The organism is Acidisoma cellulosilyticum (assembly GCF_020621385.1).
Lineage (GTDB): Bacteria > Pseudomonadota > Alphaproteobacteria > Acetobacterales > Acetobacteraceae > Acidisoma > Acidisoma cellulosilyticum.
On the sequence record NZ_JAESVA010000003.1, the window covers coordinates 384,704 to 408,746 of the forward strand.

The window sequence follows — 24,043 nt, forward strand, 5'->3', positions numbered from 1 at the left end:
GCCGCCGTCGACGCAGCCTGTCATGCTCGAAGATGAGATGCGGCAGTCCTATCTCGCCTATGCGATGTCGGTCATCGTCAGCCGTGCTTTGCCGGACGCGCGGGATGGATTGAAGCCTGTTCACCGGCGCATTCTGTTCTCGATGCAGGAATCCGGCTTCACGCCAGACAAGCCCTACCGCAAGTCGGCGCGCATCACCGGTGACGTGATGGGTAAATACCATCCGCATGGCGACGCCTCGATTTACGACGCCTTGGTGCGTATGGCGCAGCCCTTTTCCATGCGCGTGCGCCTGATCGACGGTCAGGGCAATTTCGGCTCGGTCGACGGCGATCCGCCGGCGGCGATGCGCTACACGGAATCGCGCCTCGCCAACGCGGCGATGTTCCTGCTGCATGATATCGATCGCGATACCGTCGACTTCCAGTCGAACTACGACGAAAGCGCGGAAGAACCGAAGGTTCTGCCCGCCGCCTTCCCGAATCTTCTGGTCAATGGCGCCAACGGCATCGCGGTCGGCATGGCGACGAATATTCCGCCGCATAATCCGAGTGAGATCATCGACGCGACCTTCGCCATGATCGAAAATCCGGATATCGGTCTCGATGAGCTGATGCAGATCGTTCCTGGCCCCGATTTTCCGACAGGCGGCATCATCCTGGGCCGCGCCGGCATCCGCCAGGCTTTCGAGACGGGACGTGGCAGCGTCGTCCTCCGCGCCCGCGCGGAATTCGAGGAAATCCGCAAGGATCGCACCGCGATCATCGTCACCGAAATCCCCTATCAGGTGAACAAATCGACCTTGCTGGAGCGGATCGCCGATCTGGTCCGCAACAAGCAGGTCGAAGGCATCTCGGACATGCGGGATGAGAGCGACCGTGACGGCATGCGCATCGTGGTCGAGCTGAAGCGCGACGCGACGCCGGAAGTGGTGCTGAACCAGCTGTTCCGCTTCACGCAGTTGCAGACCTCCTTCGGCGTCAATATGCTGGCGCTGGACAATGGTCGCCCGCGCCAGATGGGCATCCGCGAAGCGCTGATGTGCTTCATCACCTTCCGCGAGGACGTCATCCTGCGCCGCGCGCGACATGACCTGTCCCGCGCCCGCGACCGCGGTCATCTGCTCGTCGGCCTGGCCGTGGCCGTCGCCAATATCGACGAAGTCATCCGCATCATCCGGGCGGCAGCGGACGCCGCCAGCGCCCGCGCCGCGCTGATGGAACGCGAATGGCCGGCGGAAGACATCCTGCCGCTGCTGGACCTGATCGAGGATCGCGGCAGCATCGTTGCCGACAGCAGCCGCATCAAGCTGACGGAAGCCCAGGCCCGCGGCATTCTGGACCTGCGCCTGCAGCGCCTGACCGGTCTGGAACGCAACAAGATCCTGGCCGAACTCACGGAAGTCGCCGAGAAGATCAAGGACCTTCTCGACATCCTGGCATCCCGCCCGCGCCGTTTGAACGTGATGCGTGACGAACTGGCCGCCGTGCGGCTGGAAATCGGCAGCCCGCGCATGACCGAGATTACGGATGCCGCCGCCGACCAGGATGATGAAAGCCTGATCGAGCCCGGCCAGATGGTCGTGACCATCACCCGCGACAATTTCATCAAGCGCACGCCGCTGGAAACCTTCCGCCAGCAGAATCGCGGCGGCCGTGGCCGCACCGCGGCGACGACGCGCGGTGACGACGTCGTCACCCGCAGCTTCAATGCCCATACCCATCAATGGGTGCTGTTCTTCTCCTCCGGCGGCAAAGCCTATCGCGAGAAGGTCTGGCGTCTGCCGGAAGCAGGCCCCCAGGCCAAGGGCCGCGCGCTGATCAATCTGCTGCCGGAACTCGGCACCGATACCATCACGACCGTGCTGCCGCTGCCGCAGGATGAAAGCCTGTGGGAGAATCTGCACCTCGTCTTCGCGACCGCCGCCGGCAATGTCCGCCGCAACAAGCTGTCGGATTTCCGCAATATGCGCGCTTCAGGCCTCATCGCCATGAAGCTCGACGAGGGCGATCATCTGATCGGCGTCGCGACTTGCCGTGACGGCGACGACATGATGCTGGCGACTGAGCGCGGCCGCTGCATCCGTTTCCAGATCCACGAGGACAATCTGCGCGTCTTCGCCGGCCGAGATTCCGCCGGCGTGCGCGGTATCCGCCTGGGCAAGGATGACCGCGTCATCAGCCTTTCCGTGCTGCGCCATGTGCCGGCCAGCGTCGAGGAGCGTACCGCCTATCTCAAGCGCAGCCGCGCGGGGGATGAGGAGGTTGTTGAGATCGAAGCCGAGGTCGAGGCTGAAGAGATCACGGCGGGTGCCGAGATGCTGTCCGACGATCGCTTCCAGGAATTGCGCGACGCCGAGCAGAATCTGCTGACGGTGACAGATGGTGGCTTCGGCAAGCGGTCTTCCGCCTACGAATACCGCGTCACCGGGCGTGGCGGTCAGGGCATCACCAATATCACCCTGGCCCCCCGTAACGGCACCGCGGTGGTCGCGACCTTCCCGGTGCAGCCGGGCGACGACCTCATGCTGGTGACGAATGCGGCCCGCCTCATCCGCGTGCCAGGCGATCAGGTGCGTGTCACCGGCCGTCAGGCCATGGGCGTCACCCTGGTGCGCCTGGGCGAGGGTGAGACGGTGACGAGCGTCTTCCCGGTGATGGAGGAGCCGACCGAACCGGAAGCGGCGGACGAAATATCCTCGGAGGCCATGCTGGATAGCATCGCGCCAGAGGACGATTCGACGCCCGACGGGACGCCGGCCTGATATGGCGGGCCATGAAAAGATCGGTGTCTATCCTGGGACCTTCGATCCGATCACCAATGGCCATCTGGATATCATTACCCGCGGCGCCAAGCTGGTCGATCGGCTGGTCATCGGCGTCGCGGTCAATTCCGGCAAAGGGCCGCTGATGGCGCTGGATGCGCGCGTGGCTTTAACCCGCGCCGTCCTGGCCGCAAGCCTGCCGGATAGAGGGACGATCATCGATGTGCGTCCCTTTTCCAACCTTCTCGTGCAATTCGCCCGCGACGTTGGCGCAAGCGTGATCATCCGCGGCTTGCGCGCGGTCTCGGATTTTGATTTCGAGTTCCAACTTGCCGGCATGAATTACCGTCTGGACTGTGAGATCGAGACCGTTTTCCTGATGGCGAGTGAAAAGCACCAATTCATCTCCTCCCGTTTCGTCAAGGAAATCGCCCTGCTGGGCGGAGATGTGTCGAGCTTTGTGCCTCCGCTGACGGAGGCAGAGCTCCTGGCTTGGGCCAAGAAGCAGAGAGAGCCATGATCTTCAACCGAAGAGAGGCGATGCAGGTCGCCCTCGGCACCACTATGATTGGATTTGGTATGAGTGAAGCACAGGCAGCATCCGACACGCTCGACATGCAGCTGAAATACGGCACCGTGGTCATCAAGCTGCGGCCGGATATCGCGCCGGCAGCGACCGCACGGCTGCTGAAGCTGTCGAGCGAGGGGTTCTACGACAACACCCCCTTCCACCGCGTTATCCCGGGCTTCATGGCCCAGGGCGGCGATCCGACCGGCACCGGCACCGGCGGCAGCAGCCTGCCCGACCTGCCCGCGGAATTCACCAATGACGCGAAGTTCCTGACCGGTACGGTCGGCATGGCGCGCACGGCGAACCCGAACAGCGGCAACAGCCAGTTCTTCATCTGCCTGGCGCCCACGCCCTGGCTGGACGGCCAGTACACCATCGTCGGTCAGGTCGTGAGCGGCATGGAATTCGTGAACGACATCAAGAAGGGCGTCGGCCAAAGCGGCAGCGTGACCGACCCCGACCGCATCATCCACATGACGGTCGCGCCGTAATTTTTTGCGCTTTTGCTTGGTTCGGAAAACGCCCTGCGTCCAGCGCGGGGCGTTTTTTCGTATCCGGCGCTTGACGCGGCGGCCCATCTGCCGTTCAACCCACCCATCCTAAGTCGAGCCCGTAGCTCAGCCGGTAGAGCACGTGACTTTTAATCATGGGGTCGTGGGTTCGAGTCCCACCGGGCTCACCATGGATCGACCCGAGACAGTGTTTCGGCAAGCACGGATCGCAAGAAAATCCGGCGCCAGTTCAGCGAAACCTCCCCATCCTTGCCTGTCTGCACAGATCACATCGAGGGAGGTTCAGAAGACTTGGCTTATGCGGAGGGCCGCTCGACCGGCAGCGGCCAAATCAAGGTAAGCCAAGGGTGCCGTTCCTGCATGTTGAACATCATGGCGTTCATCTGCTCGACCGATTTACGTGCCGTCTGAATCATGGACGTGCCATGGACGCGATATTCCGCCAAGGGCTGGCTCAGGGCCTGTTCACCCCGCATTCCATGCTCGGCGAAGCGGCACCATAGATCGAAATCCTCCCAGCCGCCCACGATATGATCATAGCCCCCAACCTGCATCCAGGCGGCCCGCGAAATGAGGGCCATGGCATCGATATAATTGGCGTTTGCCAATCGCACGGGATCGTACTGATCCACGCCCATCAGGTCGGACTGCTGCCCGAACTGCTGGATGACGGGATAAACGTAAATCGCGCCGCTCTTTTCAGCGACGGCCAGGCATTCGCGGGCACAATGCGGCATCAAACGATTATCGGCATCCAGCGGAAACACCCATGGCGTATCGGCCAATGAGAAAGCCGCGTTGCGGGTGAAGGCCAGGCCGGAATTCGCATCGTTCTGTGCGACGATCAAGCGACTGAAGCGGTCCTTGTTTGTCTTCGCCCAATCGATCGCGACGGCGAGAGAATCGTCCGTTGAACAATCATCGACAATGATCAAGTCGACCAAGCCGATATCCTGCCGCGCGGCACTCTCAAGCGCTTCGGTCACAACCGACGCGTAATTGTAAAGCGGGACGATGACGGTCACCTTTGCCACGCCAAGCCTGTCCGACGTGAAGATGATCCTATGCGCAGGCACGAAAGGCTGGGTGCGCGGCTGCGCCGCCAGGGACGCCTTGCGCAGGATGTCACGCTCGAATGCCGCGGCCCCGCTATGGCCGCCGCCCGCGATCTCCAGAAGCAGCGACACCTCCTGCAAGCGGCGCTCCGGCCCGAATGTCCAAAGAACATCCCGGTAGGCTGCCGCCGCCATGTCGCGGCGCCGGTCCGCATCGTTCAAGAGCAGATCAAGATATTTAGACCAATGCTCAGGCTTGCTGGCGAGGAACCCGGTCTCACCGTCGCGCATCGCGCGCCGGAACGGTCCGGTCGCTGAAGCGATCGTCGGCACGCCGACAAGCGCAGCCTCGAAGAATTTCAGTTCGCTCTTGGCCTCGCAGAAGGGATTGCCGATCTCGAGTGGCGCCATATTGACGTCGAAACGCGCGACTTCCTCCGGCAGGCGGGTCAATGGCACAAGCTGGCGCCACTCGAACTGAGCCTCCAATCCGTCCAAAGCCGGAAATTCCTCGATATCCAGCAGCGGCACATCGCCCTTCCTGAACAGGACCAGTCTGACCCGAGGATTGGCGCGCATGGCCTGAGCGATGGCATCGACGCACAAAGAAAAATCACGCTGATGGGTCCGCGAACCACCAGCATAGCCGATGCGCAGAAGGTCGTCGCGCGCCTGTTCCCAAGCGCGCGCCGCCAGACGCGAGGCGAGAAGCGTTTCATGGTCAAACCCGTTCAACAGCAATCGCGCGGGCTTCCAGGCCAAACGCATGTGATGGACGAGTTCGTCGCTGCTCGCCGTACACAAGTCGGCGGTCAGCATCGTCTGTCGGATGCGCTGGAAATGCGAAGCGACTTGCTCCTCGGTCAGGTATTGAGACCGAATTCCGTCGATAATCTTGTTCGACGCCAGGCTTGGATCGATCATCAGATCATCGACGTCGAAGATCACCCGGCCGCCATTCATGCGAATGGCATCGAATGCCGCCGCGATATCGTCGCTCCAGGGTGTGCGCCACAGGATCAGCACATCCGCCCGCGCGATGACGGCCAGGGACTGACCCAGCTCGGCCGTCGCCAGCACGGAAACCTCCATACCGATCTGACGCAGAGCCGTCGCCGGTCGCTCGACCCGATAAAGATGCCCGGGCGTATCGGCCTCACCCGAAACATAGACGACGCGCTTGGCCAGGGCCTGGTTCACCCCGTCACGGCGCGGAAGGGCCGCGACAGGCTGGCTTGGCGCAGCGAGGGCAGCCGTCGGCGCGGGGAGCGTCGCCGCCGGAGCACGGATCTCGGCCATAATGGCCCGCCTTTGCGCCAGGCGGCGACCGAGACGAAGGGTCAGTGTCCACCAGACAAGCTTCACGCTGCCGCGCAGCCCGCGCCGCAGACCGGAGGGCATCGCCTGCCCCATGCGCCGGATCGGCATGGTCGCGCGCCAGGTCGTGGAATGGGCGATCTGATGATAGTCATGCGTCACACGGCCCAGTTCCGCGCTGAGCGCCGCGATCTCGACTTGCGCGGCGACCACGCTCTCCGCCGAATGGTCAGCGGTCACGCTGACTACCGCCGTTTTACGCTTATTCGCCTGGTCGAGTTCCTGACGCGCGCGATCTGCCCGATAGGCCGCCTGAGCGCGCATCGCTTCGGCTGCCTTCAGGCGCCGTTCCGCCTCTGTCGCTCGCTTCGACCATTCCGCTGCCTTGGCCGCCAGGTCTTCGGCCGAGGCCGCCCGTTCCAGGGCCTGCGCCTCTTGGCTAAGGGCTTCGGCCAGGGCCTGCCTTCCCTGTTCCGCCTCCACCACAGCCGTTTCAGCGGCCAAACTGGCCGCACGAGCGGCTTGTTCGGCCGTCGCAATCGCGGTCTGCGCTGTCTGTGCTGCTGACGCGATTGCTGTCTCGGCGTTCTGCTCGGCCGCAGCGATGGCAAGATGGGCATTGTGCTCGGCCGTAGCGGCGCGTTGCCCAAGGTCGCGCGCGATGGTGTTTTCACGGTGTTCGGCGAACCAGCGCTCACCCAGCCAGGCAAAGCGCTGCCGGATCCGGCTGATCGCGCTCGGTTCCCTGATCGCCAGAAGGGCCTGCACGTCCGGTGGCAATTGGCGGCCGACCCCCACCACGCCAAGGCCGTGGCCATGGGTGAATTCAAAGACCGGGTAGCGTTCGCGCAATTCGCTCATCAGACGCCAGACGCCGAAATCGCGTTCCAGGACATTGGTGTCATGGAACAGAACTACAGCCCGGTCAGAGAGCTTCGGCAGCCAGGACTCGAAATCATGCTTCACCGCATCATAGGTGTGCAGACCATCGATATGCAGAAGATCGATAGACCCATCAGCGAATGAATTTATTGCATCATCAAATTTACAACGCAGCAACGACGAGAATGACACATAGTTTTTTTCGTTGAAGTCACGAATGCTGGCAAAAACCGCCTCATCATACAGGCCGGCATGCTCGTCTCCGACCCAGGTATCGACCGCCCAGCACCGCGTCGGCAGTCTGGCCTGCACAACGGCATGACAGAAGGCCGCATAGGAAACGCCGGTATGCGTTCCCAACTCGACAAGCATATCCGGCTGGACCGCCTGCACGATCCAATGCGCAAACGGCACATGACGCCACCAGGCACTCACTTCACCAAGGCGACCAGCCTGCCAGAACAGCGGATCAAGCGACGGGTCGACCAAGGCGTTGATCGAGGTGGAGAACATAGAATTATCGGTCAAAATATCGGCCACCAGGTTAGCTCTGCTGCGGTAAATAGACGGCGATCATCGTCCATATCTCATCCTTAAACGACCCAGCTCTTTTGAGGCGGCCGCAGGGAGAGGTGCGTTTCGGTCCAGCCAAAGTCAAGATTGGGATTATGGAAGGGATCACGCATCAAATCCTCGTGCCATCGACCGTTCATGACGGCCAATTCACGCGCCAGCCTTGCGATTTTCTCCGGCGTGTCTTCCGCACCACGTGAGACTGATTCGAGGTGGTACAAGGCCGCAAACGGCGTCCAGACGACACGATATCCGTGGTCGTTGAGCCGCAGACAGTAATCGATATCGTTGAAAGCGACGGTCAGACCTTCATCTAGGCCACCGACGTCCAAAAACACGGACCGGCGCGTCGCCAAACAAGCCCCCGTGACGGCAAGCACCGTGCGCGTCAAAGCCAATTCCCCTTGGGGGCCAGGATCGCTGGCCGCCGAAAGGCGCAGCTGATGGGTCAGCATATCGCCCCGGCCCAGAAGGACGCCGGCATGCTGAATGCGTCCGTCGGCGTAATGCAATTTGGCACCGACCGCGCCCACACCCATGCGCAGCGCCTGCGATACCATCTCATCCAGCCAATCCGCGTGCATGACCTCGGTATCATTGTTCAGGAGCAGCAATATCTCTCCGCGCGCCTGCCGCGCTGCCTCATTGTTAAGCGCCGGATAGTTGAAGGGACCCGGATGGCTGATAATCCGCACGCGCGGATCGGCCGCCAGGCGCCTCAACAGCACCACAGCCGCCTTATTGGTCGTTCCGTTATCAACGATCAGAATCTCGACATTCTGATATCCTGTCTTGTCAAGAATCCCTCTGACGCAATTATCGAGATATGTCAGGCTATCCCGCGTCGGAATAATGATGGAAACCAGGGGCGGATCGCTTGGCAGTTCCCGTGTCACGCGACACCAGGCCGGTGCCAGCGGCGCGGGCTCAACCTTGACCGCGGCACCCGCCTCCCGCTCGGCATAGCCTTGGATAATCGCCCGGGCGGTTGCCGGATCCCAATCCGGCTGGGCGCCAGCCTTGTCGAGAAGATGGCACAGTATACCTGGAACATGCACAAACTGGCCGGACGGCGTCACCGTCATGGCCTTCAGCGCAAGGTCATGCAAAGCAACGCTGGAATAAGCGATACCCGTAAGAAGATCTGGAAATTGACCCAGCAAATCTTGGCGATAGGCGACGGGCAGTCCCAAGGCATCGCGTCCAAACATCAAATCGGGATCGAAGGCCGTCTTAAAACGAGGACTATGATATTCTCGCGTCAGGCCGCTAATTTGATCCTGATCGCCAAAAAAGACCTGCCCCTCCGGCTCCTTCACGATTGAACATGCAAATTCATAAAGCGCCCGCTCATCCAGAATGGCACCAGGCGGCAGCGGAATGACGAAATCACCGCCAATGTCCGGCCCGGCGCAAACCGCATTGAAGAAGGCACTTCTGCACCCAGCTGGCTCGATACCCGGACCGGGCTGCCAGTTGCACTGACCGTCTTCAAGATCGACCGGGGCCCAGATCTCCGGAACGGCGATTTTCCAGTTCGGATAGACCGACTGCCGTGCGGCATCCAGGGTCGGCTGCCAGAGGTCGCGCGGGTCATCGGCACGCGCGAGCGGAACCAGAAGGAAGGATGGCGCATCGGGCAAGTGCGATATGTGATGGGCGATCGCGATCCGGTCATTGTCGTTCAACCGGTGGTGGGCCGGCAGCCAAGTGCCATAGCTAAATTTATGTATCGGCATGGGGACGCCTAATATTCTTTCAGAAAATCAGCTGGCTAGCAATGATGAGGCTTGTTGAACGGGCCCGCATCCGAATTTTGCCCTTGATCGGCAACCTTGCCAAGTAAGGTCTGCGCAAGGGATGCTGCTGATCCATGCGCTTGGCCAGTTCCTGCGAGGACGCTATCCAAAATTCCGAAATTGCAGTCAAACGTAACGAAGCAAGATTTATCTTCTTGATATCATTTTACCTAGCTTTGCGGAGGAAACGCCATCTTGGCTCGCGATACGGCCCCCGACACTCCTATCCACCCCCTTGACCTTGCGACCCCAGATGCAGACGGGCAAGGCCATGCGACACGCTGGTACAGCTTGCTAACGGGGCTCTCCATTGCTTTGGCATGCATCGTCATTCTTGCCCATGCCTATCTGCTGCCTGCCGGTCGGTGGCATGCCGATGAATACGCGATAAGCGTCCAAACGGCACGCGACGGCTTCCCAGGCCTAGTCGGCCGCATCATGAGCTGGAGTCCGCGACCGATCGCGGAATTGATTTCCTATGTCTATTTTCGCGTATCGAATACATTCGAACGCCCTTTAATCACGCCCTTTCTTGCTTGCCTTTGGTTGATCTCGCTCGCAGGCATTGCCCTTTCTGCCTGGATAGCCCGCGACCGACGGCCGGCGGGATTGGCATTGCTTTGGTTTGCCCTGGCCCTACTGGTGGCAAAGCCTGGCGAAATGTTCTTTTGGCCGATGGCCACCGCGGCTTATCTTCCTTGCTGGGCTGCCCTTGCCGCGGCAACGATTTTGCAGCGTGGCACAAATCGTCTGTCTCAGGTTGCGCTGTCGATTGCTCTGCTCGTGGCAGCCTTCTGCTCCGAAGTCGGCGCCGTCACGGTTCTTGCCTATATCGGCCTCCTCCTGGCCTTTCGCATCCTGCGCGGAAAATTCTTCCAAGGGGCCGCCCCTCTCATTCTTCCAGCCCTCGGCGCGGTCAGCGTATGCTTGATTGTGCTGACCCATCGCGTTCAGGCTGATCATGAGATCATGGATCCAAGCTCGGGCCTGGCTGGCCATTGGGCACCGAGCGTTATCGCTGCATTTCCCGGCTTTTTTAGTCAGATATACTCGATTGCAGGCATTCCTGCTCTGATTGCCCTGGCCGTCAAGCTCGCCTTGCTCGTTTCACTCCCACCCGTTGTCAGGCCCAATAGGGCGCAAAGCGATGACACCTGGGAGGGATTGATCTGGGTGTTCGCCCTGGTCTTCGGGGCTTTCGTCTCAATCGCTCTCGCCTATCATCAGTTCGGCACGCTGTGCTGCGAACGTCACGATACCTTGCGCGCGGACATGGTTTTCCTCGCCATCGCAGCAGCCTCCTGTTTGTTTGGAGCCGCATTTTGGCTGCCGCGAAAGATTGTTCTCATCATCGCCATCGTCGTGTTGATGGCCTTCCGAGCGGGACCGCTTGTTTCCGATTGGCATGCCAGGAGTGACATCATTGCGGTTCGCCATGCGAACTGGCGCTCTGGCTTGGGCCAAGGCTCCACCATGACGTTGCAAGTGGGATCGCCGGGGCAGATCATCGCCTCCGATGCCCTTCCGACAGGACAATTTCAAAGCCGATCCAACGTCAGCCCGGGGAGCATACCCTGGTACGCTTGGGGTATAATGACGCGTTTTGGTAAGACAAATTTAACAATCGCTCCGGCGCCTCAGTAACGTCGCGCAAAGGCGCGGGCCGAGTAATGCCTCGCCCGGAAGCTGTCCTGTCGGGTAACACCACGCGGCGGGACAACTTCCGGGCTTTACATCAAAAATCTAGCCCGCCGGATCGCTCCAGCTTTGCCTTATCAAATAAAGCGGCCGACTTTTCGTTTCCTCGTAGATACGCCCGACATATTCGCCGATCACACCAAGCGCCATCAGCTGTATGCCGCCCAGAAACAGGACTGCCACCATGATCGAAGGATAGCCGCTGACCTGATTGCCGAAGAAGATCGTGCGGACGATCAAAAAGCTGCCGTAGAGCATCGAGAGGAAAGCGGTAATCAACCCCAGATAGGAAGCCAGCCGCAGCGGCACCTGACTGAAGGACGTGATCCCCTCCAGCGCGAAATTCCACAACCGCCAATAATTCCAGCTCGTGCGCCCGGCATGGCGGCCGGCACGGCGATAGGTGACTGTCGCCGTGCGAAAGCCGACCCAGACGAACATGCCCTTCATGAAGCGCCGCCGTTCCGGCATCTGACGCAGCGCTTCGAGTGCCGGGCGGGACAGCAGCCGAAAATCGCCCGTATCGCGCGGAATTTCGATATCGCTCAACCCATTGATGATACGATAGAAAAGATGGGCGGTGCTGCGCTTGACCCAGCTCTCTCCGTCCCGCGCCTCGCGCACGGCATTGACCACCTCATAGCCTTCCCGCCACTTCGCGATCAGCGCGGGTATCAGTTCCGGGGGATCCTGCAGATCGGCATCGATCGGAATCGTCACCGAACCACGCGCCTGGTCCAGCCCCGCCGTCATGGCCGCTTCCTTGCCGAAATTCCGTGACAGATCGAAGACGCGCACCCGCGGGTCCATCTGCTGCATCGCGATCAGCTTGGCGAGGGTGCTGTCCTTGCTGCCATCATTCACGCAGACCATTTCCCAGGACAGGCCTTGGCCGTCCAGGACGTCGCGCATCCGCTCATAAAGAAGCGCGAGATTGTCTTCCTCGTTATGGCAAGGCACGACAATCGAGACGAGTGGTGATTCTGCATCGTCGGGATTTTCAAGAGACACATGACGCTCCGTAACGGCAACCGATGATCGAACCAAACAATTTGAGATCGCCGTATAATCTACCCAAGGCCTGACCGATCCCCACCACCCGAACGAAAGGTAGCAGCCAAGCGACCAGCGCTGCCATCCGGCGCGGCTAACCGTTCCGGCGATGAGACCGATTGTAACGGTATTATGCTTGCCCCTCCCCCGCTTGCCAATGCCTTTGCCGAAGCGCATCGGCTCTGGCGGAGGCTTGCCGACGGATGCGATCCATACAGGCGATAGCATTTGCCTGGAGGCCGGGTATCGGCGCAAAGCTTGCGCATAAGGGATGATAAGCACCGGGAGAGACCCATGACGCTGAAACCTTCTGCCATTTGCCTCGCGGCCCTGCTCGGCTTGGCGGGATGCACGATCGGGTCCGGGCCGCCCTACCGGGTGCAGACGCAGAGCGCCAGCGGCATCACCATTCTGACCGATCCGGCGCTGCGCAACCTCAGCCAGGTGCAGCAGGTCGCGCGATCGCACTGCGCGTCCTTCGGCAAACAGGCGGTTCAGGCGAGGGTCAGCAACAATCTTCGGGGCGGCCGGGCTGCGGTCTATTTCGCCTGTCGTTGAGCGGTAATCCCGGCAGGTCCGCGCTGACGCCTCATCCCTGGCGCCGCCGCGATAGCTGTTGCGCGGCCCTGCAATCTATGCAAGCCTCCATAAAAATCCGGGCAAACTGGAATAAGAATAGTGAACGAGGCTGTCACAGAAGCCGTCTTGGAAACCTCGGGGCTGACGAAGCGTTTCAGCGGCTTTACGGCTGTTGATAACGTCTCCCTGTCGGTCAAGGCGGGCTCCATCCATGCCCTGATCGGCCCCAACGGTGCCGGCAAAACCACCTGCTTCAACTTGCTGACCAAGTTCCTGCAGCCCAGCGCCGGCAAGATCACGTATCGCGGTGATGACATCACACATTTGAAACCGGCGGATGTCGCGCGTCGTGGCATGGTGCGCAGCTTTCAGATCTCCGCCGTTTTCGGTCATATGACGGCGCTGGAAAACGTCCGCATCGCCTTGCAGCGGGAACGCGGCGCCAGTTTTGATTTCTGGCGGTCCGACCGGCGGCTGCAACGGTTCAATGATCGCGCCCGGGCATTGCTGGAGGATGTCGGCCTTGGTCCCTTCGCAGACACCATGGCGGCCGAACTCTCCTACGGCCGCAAACGCGCGCTGGAGATTGCGACCACGTTAGCGCTTGACCCGCCATTGCTGCTGCTGGACGAACCGACGGCGGGGATGACAGAGCAAGACGTCGCGCGCATCGTCGATCTGATCAAGCGGCTGCGCCAAGGTCGCACGATCCTGATGGTGGAGCATAACCTCTCTGTCGTCGCCGGCCTGTCGGACCGCATCACCGTGCTGACAAGGGGGCGCGTGCTGGCGGAGGGCAATTACGAAACCGTTTCACGCGATCCTGCCGTCATCACCGCCTATCTCGGTAGCGATCATGCTTGAAGTCTCCGGCCTCAACGCCTGGTATGATGAAAGCCATGTCCTGCACGGCATGGACTTTACCGTGCGCGAAGGCGAGGTCGTGACCCTGCTGGGCCGCAACGGCGCCGGCAAATCGACGACGCTCAAATCCATCATGGGGCTGGTGCCCAAACGCCAGGGCAGCGTCCGCTTTCGCGGACAGGAATTGATCGCGGCGAGGCCCGATACCATCGGGCGCCAAGGTATCGGCTTCTGCCCGGAGGAGCGCGGCATTTTCGCCTCCCTCAGCGTGCATGAGAATCTGCTGCTGCCGCCGGTCGTCGCCCCCGGCGGGCTGACGATCGCTGAAATCCATACCCTGTTTCCCAATCTGCAGGAACGCGCGCGCAGTCCCGGCACCAAACTCTCGGGCGGCGAGCAGCAGATGCTGGCCATCGCCCGCATTCTGCGCACGGGCGCGAAGCTGCTGCTTCTGGACGAGCCGACCGAGGGCCTCGCGCCGGTGATCGTGCAGCAGATCGGCAATATGATCGCCGAAATCAAGCGACGCGGCTTTACCATTCTGTTGGTCGAGCAGAATTTCCGCTTCGTCGCCAAGCTCGCCGACCGCCATTACCTCGTCGAGCAAGGTAAGATTATCGATATGATTCCTGCCCATGCACTGGCATCGCGCATGGACGATCTGCACAACCGGCTTGGGGTCTAATAAGACTCCACAAAAAGAAACGGGGAGACGGTCACAATGACCATGACACGGCGTACAGTGATTGGCGGCGCCCTTACAATGGGAGCGATGACGGCTCTACCCCACGCCAGAGCGCGGGCGGCCGGCAACAAGCAGCTCACCATCGGTGTCTGCAGCGATTTTTCCGGCACCTATAGCGATGTCGGCGGCAAAACCTCCGTCGCCTGCGTGCATCAGGCGATCGAGGATTGGGGTGCCGCCGCCAAAGGCTACGACATCAAGGTCATCCAGGGCGATCATCAGAACAAGCCCGATATCGGCGCGGGCCTCGCCCGGCAATGGTTCGACAATGGCGTCGATATGCTGATCGACGTGCCGAACTCGGCTGTCGGCCTCGCTATTGCCGCTGTCGCCGGCGAGAAGAACAAGACCTATATCAATACGAATTCCGCGACCTCTCTGCTCACCGGCAAAAAGTGCAATGCCAGCACAATCCACTGGAGCTACGACACTTATATGCTGTCGCACTCCACGGGCGGCGCCATGGTGGCGCAGGGCGGAAAAAGCTGGTTCTTCATCACGGCCAATTACGCCTTCGGCCAGTTGCTGCGCGACCAGACCTCGGCCGTCATCAAAGCGGCCGGCGGCAAGGTCGTCGGCGACGTCGACTATCCTTTTCCGCAGACCACGGATTTCTCGTCCTTTCTGTTACAGGCGCAATCTTCCGGCGCGCAGGTGCTGGGCCTCGCCAATGCCGGCAAGGATACGGTCAATTCCATCAAGCAGGCGCATCAGTTCGGCATTACGCAAAGCGGCATGAAGATCGCCGGCCTGCTGATCTACCTGAACGACATCCACGGCATCGGGCTGGAGATTGCGCAGGGCCTGGTGCTGACCGAAAGCTTCTACTGGAACATGAATGACCGCACGCGCGCCTTCACCAAGCGGGTGCTGCCCAAGACACCCAACAACTACCCGTCCATGGCGCAGGCCGGCTGCTACAGCGGCACCACGCATTTCCTGAAGGCCGTCGATGCCATGGGTGTCGATCAGGCCGGCAATGGCCCGGCCGTGGTCGCACAGATGAAAAAGATGCCGACGGATGATGACGCCTTCGGCCAATGCAGCATCCGCGAGGACGGGCGCTTTATGTGCGCCTCCTACCTGTTCCGCGTGAAGAAGCCCGGCGAAAGCGCCATTCCTTGGGATTATTACGATCTTCTGCATAAGACATCGGCCGAGGACACCTTCGCGCCGCTGGCGACCGAGGGCTGTCCGCTGGTCAAGGCCTGACCCGAGATGGTGATGGTCTTCGGCAAGCCGCTGCCGCTTCTGTTCGGGCAGCTGCTGCTCGGCCTCATCAACGGTTCCTTCTACGCGATCCTGTCGATGGGGCTGGCCATCATCTTCGGCCTGTTGCGCATCATCAACTTCGCCCATGGCGCCATGTTCATGGTCGGCGCCTTCGTCACCTGGGGGCTGCTGACCTATCTCGGCATCGGCTTCTGGGGGGCCATCATCTGCGCGCCACTGCTGGTCGGGTTGCTGGGTCTGGTGCTGGAGCGGGTCCTTATCCGGCCGATCTACAAGCTGGATATTCTCTACGGCCTGCTGCTGACCTTCGGCCTGGCCCAGGTGCTACAGGGATTGGCCACGAATTTCTTCGGCGTCTCCGGCGTCAGCTATGATCCGCCGGCCGCCTTCGCCCGCGTCGTCAATCTCGGCTTCATGTATATGCCGCTCTATCGCGGTTTCGTCGTCTTCGCGGCCATCATCGTCTGCGGCGGGACCTGGTTTGTGGTCGAGAAGACCAGGCTCGGCGCGCTACTGCGGGCCGCGACTGAAAACCCGGCCCTCGTCCAATCCTTCGGCGTCAATGTGCCGCGCCTGCTGGCACTCACCTTCGGCGGCGGGGTAGCGCTGGCGGGGCTCGCCGGCGTGCTCGCCGCCCCGCTTTATGCCGTCAATCCCGGCATGGGATCGGACCTGATCGATACCGTCTTCGCGGTCGTCGTCATCGGCGGCATGGGGTCCATCGGGGGCGCCATCCTGACCGGCTTCGGCCTCGGCATCATCGAAGGCTTTACCGATGTCTTCTACCCGCCCGGCTCGGCCGTCGTCGTCTTCGTCGTCATGGCGATCGTACTTCTGGCGCGGCCCGCGGGCCTTTTCGGCAAGGCCGCCTGAATGTTCGGTTTCTCCCGCGCGCAACTGATCAGCCTCGTGATCCTCATCGCCGTGGTGATCGCGGCCCCGTTTTTCGTTTATCCGATCGTGGCCATGCAGGTGATGTGCTACGCGCTGTTTGCGCTCGGTACCAATCTGCTGATGGGATCGGTCGGGCTGCTCTCGCTCGGCCAGGCCGCCTATTTCGGTCTCGGCGGCTATACCGCCGGCTATCTGGTGCAAAGCCTGGGCCTGACGCCCGAAATCGGCATCGTCGCCGGCGGCCTCGCGGGCGGGTTGCTCGGCGCGGTCTTCGGCTGGCTGGCCATTCGCCGGCAGGACATCTATTTCGCGATGATCACCCTGGCGCTGGCGCAGATCGTCTATTTCGGCGCCGTGCAGCTGACGGGCTTTACGGGGGGTGAGAACGGCATTCAGGGCATCCCGCGCTCGGCCTTGTTCGGTCTGTTTCCCCTTGCCAACGACCACGCAATCTATGCGCTGGTCGCCGTCGTCTTCCTCATCGGCGTCGTTTTCGTCCATCGCGTCATTCACTCCCCCTTCGGGCAGGTGGTGCGCGCCGTGCGCGATAATGAGCCGCGCATGGTCTCGCTCGGCTATCGGCCGGCGAGCTATAAGCGCATCATGTTCATTCTGGCGGCGGTGTTGGCGGGTATCGCCGGCGGGCTCAAGGCCATGGTCATGGGCATCCAGACACTCTCCGATGTCGGTATCGCCACCTCGGGCCTTGTCGTCCTCATGGTGCTGCTGGGCGGAATTGGCACCATTTTCGGGCCGATCGTCGGCGCGCTCATCGTCATCGCCATGCAGTACTATCTAGCCCCTTTTGGTGCCTGGGTGATCGTCATCCAAGGTGGCATTTTCGTGATCTGTGTTCTGGTATTCCGCCGCGGCATTGTGGGGGAGCTCGCCTATCGGCTCAAATCACCGCTCTGAGGAAAAGCATCTCGGGAGGGATAGACCATGGCCGCCATCGCATTGCCCAGGCTGATCCGCATCGGCGGCGGCACCATCAAGGAAGCGGGGGCGCTGCTGACGCAGCTTGGCCTCAGCCGTCCGCTGATCGTGACCGATCCTTTCCTCGCGCAAAGCGGCGGGCTGGAGAGGCTGACCGCGATCCTGGCGGCCGAGGGCATTAACGCCCGCGCCTTCACCGAAGTCGTGCCGGACCCGACGGTCGCCTCCGTCAACGCTGCCGTCGATATGATCGGCAAAAGCGGGTTCGACTGCGTCATCGGCTTCGGCGGCGGCAGCCCGATCGATACCGCCAAGGCGGCCGCCGTCCTCAGCCAGCGCGGCGGATCGATGCAGGCGCTGAAAACGCCGCATCAGGAAGACAGGCCCGGCCTGCCGATCATCGCCATCCCGACCACGGCCGGCACGGGATCGGAAGGCACGCGCTTCACCATCATCACGGATGAGGTCCAGGGCGAGAAAATGCTCTGCGCTGGCCTCGCTTATCTGCCCATCGCCGCCATCGTCGATTTCGAACTGACCATGAGCAAGCCGAAGCGGCTGACGGCCGATACCGGCATCGATGCTTTGACCCATGCGATCGAGGCCTTTGTCTCGCGCCGTGCCAATCCGTTTTCGGACGGCATGGCGCTCCTCGCCATGCGCGCCATCTGGCCCAATATCCGCGCCGCCTATGATCAGCCGGACAACCGCGCAGCGCGCGAGGCGATGATGCTGGGCTCGCATCAGGCCGGCATCGCCTTCTCGAACGCCTCCGTCGCGCTGGTCCATGGCATGAGCCGGCCGATCGGCGCGCATTTCCATGTCGCCCACGGCCTCTCCAACGCCATGCTGTTGCCGGTCATCACGCGCTGGTCCGCGTCCGGCGCCATGACGCGCTACACGACCTGTGCGCGCGTCATGGGGATCGCCGCCGAAAACGAGAGTGAGGAGACAGCCGTCGCTAAGCTGACCGAGGCGCTCAGCGCGCTGAACCGAGACCTCGCCGTGCCGACGCCGAAAAGCTATGGCATCGACGCGGATCGCTGGACGCAGCTTTTGCCGCTGATGGCGGAACAGGCCCTTGCCTCGGGCTCACCGGGCAATAACCCGCGCGTGCCGGAAGCCGCAACGATCGAGGATCTGTATCGCGAGGTTTGGGATGCGGCGTGAGTCCTCAGGCTGAAATGGTGCGGATCGGCTTACCGTCGAGGAAGGCGAGCGCATTCTCGACGCTCTGCGGATAAAAATCGGCCCATGTCTCGGCCACGCCATAGCCAATATGGGGCGTCAGCACCGTATTGGGCATCGTCCGCCAGGGGTCGGTTTTGCCCAAGGGCTCATCCGTAAAGACATCGAGACCGGCACGAATCCGGCCCTCGCGCAAAGCCGCTTGCAGCGCGGACTGATCGACCAGGCCAGCGCGGGAGGTATTGATGAGGATCGCGCGGGGCTTCATGCGCGCCAGATCATCCGAGCCCAGGATTCCGCGCGTGCGGTCGGACAAGACCAGATGCAGGCTGACGGCATCCGATTCCGCCAGCAAATCATCCTTCGTCGCATAGTCAAAGCCCGCCTGGCTGGCGGCAATGGGGGTGAGGTTCTGGCTCCAGGCCAGAACCTTCATGCCGAGTGCCTGACCGTAGCCTGCCATCATCCGGCCCAGACGCCCGAGCCCGATGATGCCCAGCGTCTTGCCGGCCAACGTCTCGCCCACCGGCACGCCGTGCTGAAAACCGCCGGCGCGGATTGTGGCGTCACCCACGGGGATGCCACGGGCGCAGGCGATCAGAAGGCCAAGGGCGAGTTCGGCGGTCGCCGATCCGCTATTCCCACGGGTTTCTGTATTGCTGACAGTGATGCCCCGCGCCTTGCAGGCCGCGAGATCGAGCGAAGCATTGCGGCTGCCGGTCATGCCGATCAGGCGCAGCTTGGGCAGGCGAGCGATGAGGGAAGCCGGAAAGGGCGTCCGTTCCCGCATCGTCAGCACGATCTCGAAATCGGCGAGCGCGGCAGCAGCCTCGTCCTCGCCGCTGAACGCATCGGCAAAGAAGGAAATCTCGGCCCGCGCCTTGAGGGGCGACCAATCCGCGCTCTCCTCCGCGATGCCCTGCCAATCATCGAGCACTGCAACCTTGGTCATGATCGTTTTCTCCCTCTGCCTTGCGGCTTATTGGTATCAGGCCGTCTGTGGCACCAGCCGCAGCACGGCCTCCAGCAATCCGGGAAACCGTTCGGAGAGTTCCGGTCGCAGTGAGACGCTACAGCGCGTGCCGTCTCGCCGGCTGGCGATAACCCCCGCATTCCGCAGCACTTTCATGTGGTGGCTGAGCGTCGAGGGCGCAACATTGACCATGAAGGCGTTCCAGGCCGTCTCCTCCCCGGGGGCGATCGACTGCACAATGGCGAGACGCACCGGGTCGCTCAGCGCATGCAGCACTTCGGCTAGGGTGATCGCGTCAATCTCGGGGTGGAAGTAGGGCTCTTGCGCCATGATACGACCTTGTATATTCGATGTTCGTCGAACACGAAACATCTGCGCGACCGCTTTCGCCGCTTTTTTTGGGTTTGCGGCGTGCCTTGCCGGGGCCTTCGGGCCCGTGGAAGTACCGGGGCTGTTCAGCCCGTAGAAGGAAAAGCCATCCATGCCCACTCTTTTCGACCCCATCCGCGTCGGCAGCCTGGACCTGCCCAACCGTATCATCATGGCGCCGCTGACCCGCGCCCGCGCGACGGAAGACCGCGTGCCGACCGATCTGATGCGCGCGTATTACGTGCAGCGCGCCTCGGCCGGCCTCATCATCACCGAAGCGACCAATATCAACCCGAAAAGCGTCGGCTATGAGCGGACGCCGGGCCTTTGGTCGGCTGAGCAGGTCACTGGCTGGAAGATGATCACGGATGCCGTGCATGAAGCCGGCGGCCGTATCGTCGCCCAGCTTTGGCATTGCGGCCGTATCTCAGACCCGGTTCTCCTCGGTGGCGATCTGCCGGTCGCGCCCAGCGCCATCGCGGCGGTCGGCCATGTCAGCCTGCTGCGCCCCGAGCGCCCTTATCCTACGCCGCGCGCCCTGGCGCTGGACGAAATCCCCGGCATCATCGAAGACTATCGTAAGGCCGCGCAGAACGCGAAGGATGCCGGCTTCGACGGTGTCGAACTGCATGGCGCCAACGGCTATCTGCTCGACCAGTTCCTGCAGGACAGCACCAATACGCGCGACGACGAATATGGCGGTTCGGTCGAGAATCGCGCCCGCCTGATGTTCGAAGCGGTCGATGCCGCGATCTCCGTCTGGGGTGCGGATCGCGTCGGCCTGCATCTGGCGCCGCGCGGCGACAGCCACAGCATGGGCGACAGCGATCTGCTCGGCACCTTCAGCCATGTCGCGCGCGAAGCGAAGAAGCGGAAGCTCGCTTTTCTGTTCGCCCGCGAGCATGAGGCAGAGGATTCCATCGGCCGCGCCATCAAAAGCGAATTCGGCGGCGTCTATATCGCCAATGAGCGTTTCACGATCGAGCAGTCGGAACAGGCTTTGGACGAAGGCTGGGCCGATGCCATTTCCTTCGGCGTGAAATACATCGCCAATCCGGACCTGGTCGCGCGTCTCGAGGCCGGTGCCGAGTTGAACGAGCTTGACCGTACCACGATGTATGGCAGCGGCCCGAAGGGCTATACGGATTATCCGGCGCTGAGTGAAATGGCTGCCGCTTAAGCCTCTGGGTCTGTCAGATTTGACGGGGAGCGCCACCTAATCTGTCGCCCGCGGCCTCGTGCCGCGGGTCTACCCGTTCCGGCGCCCAGACGCCAATGTGGCGCCGCGGCGGGTAGGTCCGCGGGACGAGCCCGCGGATGACGAATTATCTATTAGAACCTTACAAACTCTAAGTCTCAGACGCGACTTTTTGCATGAAGGGCGGGTGCCGCAAGGGCCCGCCCTTTTTTGTTCAGCCTTTCTGCAAAAGACCCAGCGTGTGATGCGCGATCATCGCCTCCTCATTGGTCGGAATGACACGCACGGCGACCGCGCTTTCGCCAAGGCTGATGACGCCGGCATGAGCCTTATTGGCCCATGCGTCCAAACGCAGACCAAGCCAGGCGAGCCGCGCGCAGACATCCGCCCTGATCTCGGCGGAATGCTCACCGATACCGGCGGTGAAAACCAACCCGTCCAAACCGCCCAGCGCGCTGATCAGCGCGCCGATTTCCCAAGCCAGGCGATAGGCGAACAGATCCAGCGCCTCTCTTGCCTCAGGCTTGTCGCTGGCGAGTAAATCACGGACATCGCCGCTGATGCCGGAGACGCCGAGCAGACCGGATTTGTGATAGAGCAGATCTTCGATCTGTTTGAAGTTGTAGCCGTGGCGGCCGAGATAGAGCAGCACGCCGGGATCGATGATGCCGCTACGCGTCGCCATCATCAGCCCGTCCAGCGCGCTGAATCCCATGGTCGTGGCAATACTCTGCCCGTTGCGCAGCGCGCAAAGGCTGGCACCGGCACCCAGATGGGCGATGATGACACGCCCCACAGCAAGGTCCGGCGCCAGTTCTTTCAGCTGTCCGGCGATATATTCGTAGGACAGGCCGTGAAAGCCGTAAGCGCGCAACCCTTTATCCGAGAGTTCGCGCGGGATGGCATAGCTATGGGCGACCTTCGGTATGGTGTGATGGAAAGCCGTGTCGAAACAGGCGACCTGCGTCAGCTTCGGCCGGGCCTCCGCCACCGCACGGATGGGTGCGACATTCAGCGGCAGATGCAGCGGGTCCAGCGGCGTCAAAGCCTCGATGGCGTCGATCGTTTTCGGCGTCAGCTTCACCGGCGCGCTATAGGCCTCGCCGCCATGGACGATGCGATGGCCGACGGCAGCAAGACCGCCCTTGCCCAGATGGCTTTCGATGAAGGTCAGCAATTCTTCGATGACATGGGGGTAGGAGGCATTGTCCGCCTTCTCCCATCGCCGTTCGATCAACACGCGGCCCTGATCGTCGACGGCGTGGAAATGCGGCACCGAACTGAGGCTTTCGATTTCCCCGCGCATCGACTGGTGCAGATCGCGACCGGCATCAAAGAGCGCGAATTTGACGCTGGATGAGCCCGCATTCAGCGTGAGGATGGAACCCGTCCGGCTCATGGTCTCGTCCTTCCTGGTCGTGGTAAGGTCAGTTTAAGGTTTCGCTGACGGCGACGGGTAGATCCGCGCAACGAGTGCGCGGACGACCGCTTTACTGCGTCATCCCCGGGCTTGTCCCAGGGACCTACCCTTTCGAGCGAGTGCGACGCCGCTTTCGGCGATACACATTAGCGTTGCGACAAATGATCCAATAGCGTCGATCGCACCTCGTCGGGCACGGAAGTTTCAATGACAGTACAAAGCCGCCTCATCTGCCGCCGCGTCTCGTACAGCTGATCCATCAGCGACAGCACAACCGGAAGGGCGTTTTCATCGACACCCATATCGTCGCGCAGCTGCACGATCAGCCGCACGCGCGCGACGTCGATGTCATGGAAATGATAGCGCCCGGGCTCGCCATCCGGGCGGATCCAGGCATTGTCGATCCAGCGCTGCACCTGGGTGCTGTCCACACCCACAACCATGCGCGACAATATCTCGATCGTGATCATGATGCCTCCGTCATGCTGCGGCGCGGATCGAAGCCCTGGCCACCCGGCCAGTCACGCAGAAAGCTCTCCAGCGCTTCATCCGCCGGCCCCAGGACCAGCTTGAGCGTGACCAGTTCATCACCCGCCGGCTGGCTGCCCTGGGCGGGAATGCCACGGCCGCGCAGGCGCAGAACGGTGCCGGTATCGGCATGTTTGGGGATGGTCATGGCGACAGTGCCGGTGGGCGTCGGCACGGCGATCTTGGCCCCCAGCACGGCTTCCGACAGCGTGATCGGCAGTTCAACATGAATGTCGCGCCCCTCGCGCCGGAAGAAACGATGCGGCGCGATACTGATCTCGATCAGCGCGTCACCCATGGGGCCGCCATTACGGCCGGGACCGCCCTGGCCCTTCAGCCGCATGGTCTGCCCGTCCTCGATCCCCGGCGGGATGCGCACATCCAGCCCCTTGCCGTCCGGCAATGTCAGCCGCTTGGTGGCGCCCGTCACGGCATCCAGAAAATCGACCGTCAGCGTGTATTGCTGGTCGCGGCCCCGGCGCGGCGCATTGCCGCCCCCCGCGCGCGGGCCGCCGTCACGGAAAAGATTCTCGAAAATATCGCCGAAATCATCCTCGGACATCCCGTCCCCGGCCGATTGCCGATAGCGCTGGCCCTGGGCGCCGTCGGCATAGCGGCGATAGGACGGATGCTGCGGCGCGGCTTCCGCCCCCGTCTCATCGATCTCACCCCGGTCGTAGCGGCCGCGCTTATCGGTATCGCCCAGAATATCATTGGCGGCGGCGACCGCCTTGAAACGCTCCTCGGCCTCGGTATTGCCGGGATTGAGGTCAGGGTGATGCTTCTTCGCCAAGGCCCGGTAGGCCTTCCGAATATCGTCAGCGCTCGCGTCGCGCGCGACGCCAAGGGTCGCATAGAGGTCGGTTTTGGGCATGAAGGGTCCCGGACAGCA

The 24,043-nt window shown here is 62.0% G+C and carries 20 protein-coding genes and 1 tRNA gene; 13 read left to right on the forward strand and 8 right to left on the reverse strand.

The genetic code is table 11. The annotated features are described in order from the left end of the window. The first annotated feature begins 22 nt into the window (after positions 1 to 22). The 4 genes from gyrA (at position 23) to ACELLULO517_RS10560 (ending at position 4,017) form a co-directional block, all read left to right on the forward strand. The gene (gene gyrA, locus ACELLULO517_RS10545) at positions 23 to 2,764 is read left to right on the forward strand and encodes a DNA gyrase subunit A (RefSeq protein WP_227307326.1); all 2,742 of its coding nucleotides are present in this window, start codon (positions 23 to 25) and stop codon (positions 2,762 to 2,764) included. Between the two features lies 1 nt (position 2,765). Further along, on the forward strand, positions 2,766 to 3,284 hold the full coding sequence (gene coaD / locus ACELLULO517_RS10550) for a pantetheine-phosphate adenylyltransferase (RefSeq protein WP_227307327.1): 519 nt from the start codon (positions 2,766 to 2,768) through the stop codon (positions 3,282 to 3,284). Between the two features lie 59 nt (positions 3,285 to 3,343). Continuing rightward, positions 3,344 to 3,826, forward strand: coding sequence for a peptidylprolyl isomerase (locus ACELLULO517_RS10555; RefSeq protein ID WP_227307328.1), 483 nt, complete (start codon positions 3,344 to 3,346; stop codon positions 3,824 to 3,826). Positions 3,827 to 3,941: 115 nt separating this feature from the next. After that, positions 3,942 to 4,017, forward strand: a tRNA-Lys gene (locus ACELLULO517_RS10560). Positions 4,018 to 4,143: 126 nt separating this feature from the next. Here the strand turns inward: ACELLULO517_RS10560 and ACELLULO517_RS10565 are convergent. Both ACELLULO517_RS10565 and ACELLULO517_RS10570 read right to left on the reverse strand, forming a co-directional pair. Then, entirely contained in the window at positions 4,144 to 7,629 is a 3,486-nt protein-coding gene (locus ACELLULO517_RS10565) for a glycosyltransferase (protein WP_227307329.1), read from the reverse strand. A gap of 65 nt (positions 7,630 to 7,694) precedes the next feature. Continuing rightward, entirely contained in the window at positions 7,695 to 9,413 is a 1,719-nt protein-coding gene (locus ACELLULO517_RS10570; protein WP_227307330.1) for a glycosyltransferase family 2 protein, read from the reverse strand. A 255-nt stretch (positions 9,414 to 9,668) separates the two neighbouring features. On the opposite strand from ACELLULO517_RS10570, the gene ACELLULO517_RS10575 reads away from it, so the two are divergent. Continuing rightward, complete coding sequence (locus ACELLULO517_RS10575; protein WP_227307331.1) at positions 9,669 to 11,117, forward strand: hypothetical protein; 1,449 nt, start codon at positions 9,669 to 9,671, stop codon at positions 11,115 to 11,117. Between the two features lie 99 nt (positions 11,118 to 11,216). On the opposite strand, the gene ACELLULO517_RS10580 is transcribed toward ACELLULO517_RS10575, so the two are convergent. Next, complete coding sequence (locus ACELLULO517_RS10580; protein ID WP_227307332.1) at positions 11,217 to 12,182, reverse strand: glycosyltransferase family 2 protein; 966 nt, start codon at positions 12,180 to 12,182, stop codon at positions 11,217 to 11,219. Positions 12,183 to 12,518: 336 nt separating this feature from the next. Here ACELLULO517_RS10580 and ACELLULO517_RS10585 point away from each other — a divergent pair, with 336 nt between their 5' ends. The 7 genes from ACELLULO517_RS10585 to ACELLULO517_RS10615 all read left to right on the forward strand — a co-directional run bounded on the left by ACELLULO517_RS10585 (position 12,519) and on the right by ACELLULO517_RS10615 (position 18,645). After that, complete coding sequence (locus tag ACELLULO517_RS10585; protein WP_227307333.1) at positions 12,519 to 12,782, forward strand: hypothetical protein; 264 nt, start codon at positions 12,519 to 12,521, stop codon at positions 12,780 to 12,782. Positions 12,783 to 12,902: 120 nt separating this feature from the next. Next, the gene (locus ACELLULO517_RS10590) at positions 12,903 to 13,667 is read left to right on the forward strand and encodes an ABC transporter ATP-binding protein (RefSeq protein ID WP_227307334.1); all 765 of its coding nucleotides are present in this window, start codon (positions 12,903 to 12,905) and stop codon (positions 13,665 to 13,667) included. Further along, positions 13,660 to 14,352: an ABC transporter ATP-binding protein gene (locus tag ACELLULO517_RS10595; protein ID WP_227307335.1), complete on the forward strand. Its 693-nt coding sequence runs from the start codon at positions 13,660 to 13,662 to the stop codon at positions 14,350 to 14,352. Before ACELLULO517_RS10590 ends, ACELLULO517_RS10595 begins: the two co-directional genes overlap by 8 nt. Positions 14,353 to 14,388: 36 nt before the next feature. Then, positions 14,389 to 15,624 carry an ABC transporter substrate-binding protein gene (locus ACELLULO517_RS10600; RefSeq protein ID WP_227307336.1) on the forward strand — a complete coding sequence of 412 codons (1,236 nt, stop codon included), beginning with the start codon at positions 14,389 to 14,391 and terminating at the stop codon, positions 15,622 to 15,624. 6 nt (positions 15,625 to 15,630) lie between these two features. Further along, positions 15,631 to 16,518, forward strand: a complete 888-nt coding sequence (locus tag ACELLULO517_RS10605) for a branched-chain amino acid ABC transporter permease (protein ID WP_227307337.1) — start codon at positions 15,631 to 15,633, stop codon at positions 16,516 to 16,518. After that, the gene (locus ACELLULO517_RS10610; RefSeq protein ID WP_227307338.1) at positions 16,519 to 17,454 is read left to right on the forward strand and encodes a branched-chain amino acid ABC transporter permease; all 936 of its coding nucleotides are present in this window, start codon (positions 16,519 to 16,521) and stop codon (positions 17,452 to 17,454) included. It abuts the gene before it with no gap. Between the two features lie 27 nt (positions 17,455 to 17,481). Further along, a complete protein-coding gene (locus ACELLULO517_RS10615) occupies positions 17,482 to 18,645 on the forward strand; it encodes an iron-containing alcohol dehydrogenase (RefSeq protein WP_227307339.1) in 1,164 nt (387 codons plus the stop codon). A 4-nt stretch (positions 18,646 to 18,649) separates the two neighbouring features. Here ACELLULO517_RS10615 and ACELLULO517_RS10620 read toward each other — a convergent pair whose 3' ends face one another. Then, the gene (locus ACELLULO517_RS10620; RefSeq protein WP_227307340.1) at positions 18,650 to 19,615 is read right to left on the reverse strand and encodes a D-2-hydroxyacid dehydrogenase family protein; all 966 of its coding nucleotides are present in this window, start codon (positions 19,613 to 19,615) and stop codon (positions 18,650 to 18,652) included. Between the two features lie 36 nt (positions 19,616 to 19,651). Then, on the reverse strand, positions 19,652 to 19,966 hold the full coding sequence (locus ACELLULO517_RS10625) for an ArsR/SmtB family transcription factor (RefSeq protein ID WP_227307341.1): 315 nt from the start codon (positions 19,964 to 19,966) through the stop codon (positions 19,652 to 19,654). A 151-nt stretch (positions 19,967 to 20,117) separates the two neighbouring features. Between ACELLULO517_RS10625 and ACELLULO517_RS10630 the strand changes: the two genes are divergently transcribed. After that, positions 20,118 to 21,185 (forward strand): alkene reductase, encoded by a 1,068-nt coding sequence (locus tag ACELLULO517_RS10630; RefSeq protein WP_227307342.1) that lies wholly within the window; start codon positions 20,118 to 20,120, stop codon positions 21,183 to 21,185. A 232-nt stretch (positions 21,186 to 21,417) separates the two neighbouring features. On the opposite strand, the gene ACELLULO517_RS10635 is transcribed toward ACELLULO517_RS10630, so the two are convergent. The 3 genes from ACELLULO517_RS10635 to ACELLULO517_RS10645 form a co-directional block, all read right to left on the reverse strand. After that, the gene (locus ACELLULO517_RS10635) at positions 21,418 to 22,602 is read right to left on the reverse strand and encodes an acetate/propionate family kinase (protein WP_227307343.1); all 1,185 of its coding nucleotides are present in this window, start codon (positions 22,600 to 22,602) and stop codon (positions 21,418 to 21,420) included. A gap of 167 nt (positions 22,603 to 22,769) precedes the next feature. Next, positions 22,770 to 23,093: a chaperone modulator CbpM gene (locus ACELLULO517_RS10640; protein ID WP_227307344.1), complete on the reverse strand. Its 324-nt coding sequence runs from the start codon at positions 23,091 to 23,093 to the stop codon at positions 22,770 to 22,772. Continuing rightward, positions 23,090 to 24,025 (reverse strand): DnaJ C-terminal domain-containing protein, encoded by a 936-nt coding sequence (locus ACELLULO517_RS10645; RefSeq protein WP_227307345.1) that lies wholly within the window; start codon positions 24,023 to 24,025, stop codon positions 23,090 to 23,092. The genes ACELLULO517_RS10640 and ACELLULO517_RS10645 overlap by 4 nt, the downstream gene beginning before the upstream one ends. Between the last annotated feature and the right edge of the window lie 18 nt (positions 24,026 to 24,043).

What these genes read in the sequence shown, in the direction of transcription:
- gyrA (WP_227307326.1), top strand. Translation starts at nt 23, where the DNA reads ATGCTCGAAGATGAGATGCGGCAGTCCTATCTCGCCTATGCGATGTCG.
- coaD (WP_227307327.1), top strand. Translation starts at nt 2,766, where the DNA reads ATGGCGGGCCATGAAAAGATCGGTGTCTATCCTGGGACCTTCGATCCG.
- ACELLULO517_RS10555 (WP_227307328.1), top strand. Translation starts at nt 3,344, where the DNA reads ATGAGTGAAGCACAGGCAGCATCCGACACGCTCGACATGCAGCTGAAA.
- ACELLULO517_RS10570 (WP_227307330.1), bottom strand. Translation starts at nt 9,413, where the DNA reads ATGCCGATACATAAATTTAGCTATGGCACTTGGCTGCCGGCCCACCAC.
- ACELLULO517_RS10585 (WP_227307333.1), top strand. Translation starts at nt 12,519, where the DNA reads ATGACGCTGAAACCTTCTGCCATTTGCCTCGCGGCCCTGCTCGGCTTG.
- ACELLULO517_RS10595 (WP_227307335.1), top strand. Translation starts at nt 13,660, where the DNA reads ATGCTTGAAGTCTCCGGCCTCAACGCCTGGTATGATGAAAGCCATGTC.
- ACELLULO517_RS10600 (WP_227307336.1), top strand. Translation starts at nt 14,389, where the DNA reads ATGACCATGACACGGCGTACAGTGATTGGCGGCGCCCTTACAATGGGA.
- ACELLULO517_RS10605 (WP_227307337.1), top strand. Translation starts at nt 15,631, where the DNA reads ATGGTGATGGTCTTCGGCAAGCCGCTGCCGCTTCTGTTCGGGCAGCTG.
- ACELLULO517_RS10610 (WP_227307338.1), top strand. Translation starts at nt 16,519, where the DNA reads ATGTTCGGTTTCTCCCGCGCGCAACTGATCAGCCTCGTGATCCTCATC.
- ACELLULO517_RS10615 (WP_227307339.1), top strand. Translation starts at nt 17,482, where the DNA reads ATGGCCGCCATCGCATTGCCCAGGCTGATCCGCATCGGCGGCGGCACC.
- ACELLULO517_RS10620 (WP_227307340.1), bottom strand. Translation starts at nt 19,615, where the DNA reads ATGACCAAGGTTGCAGTGCTCGATGATTGGCAGGGCATCGCGGAGGAG.
- ACELLULO517_RS10625 (WP_227307341.1), bottom strand. Translation starts at nt 19,966, where the DNA reads ATGGCGCAAGAGCCCTACTTCCACCCCGAGATTGACGCGATCACCCTA.
- ACELLULO517_RS10630 (WP_227307342.1), top strand. Translation starts at nt 20,118, where the DNA reads ATGCCCACTCTTTTCGACCCCATCCGCGTCGGCAGCCTGGACCTGCCC.
- ACELLULO517_RS10635 (WP_227307343.1), bottom strand. Translation starts at nt 22,602, where the DNA reads ATGAGCCGGACGGGTTCCATCCTCACGCTGAATGCGGGCTCATCCAGC.
- ACELLULO517_RS10640 (WP_227307344.1), bottom strand. Translation starts at nt 23,093, where the DNA reads ATGATCACGATCGAGATATTGTCGCGCATGGTTGTGGGTGTGGACAGC.
- ACELLULO517_RS10645 (WP_227307345.1), bottom strand. Translation starts at nt 24,025, where the DNA reads ATGCCCAAAACCGACCTCTATGCGACCCTTGGCGTCGCGCGCGACGCG.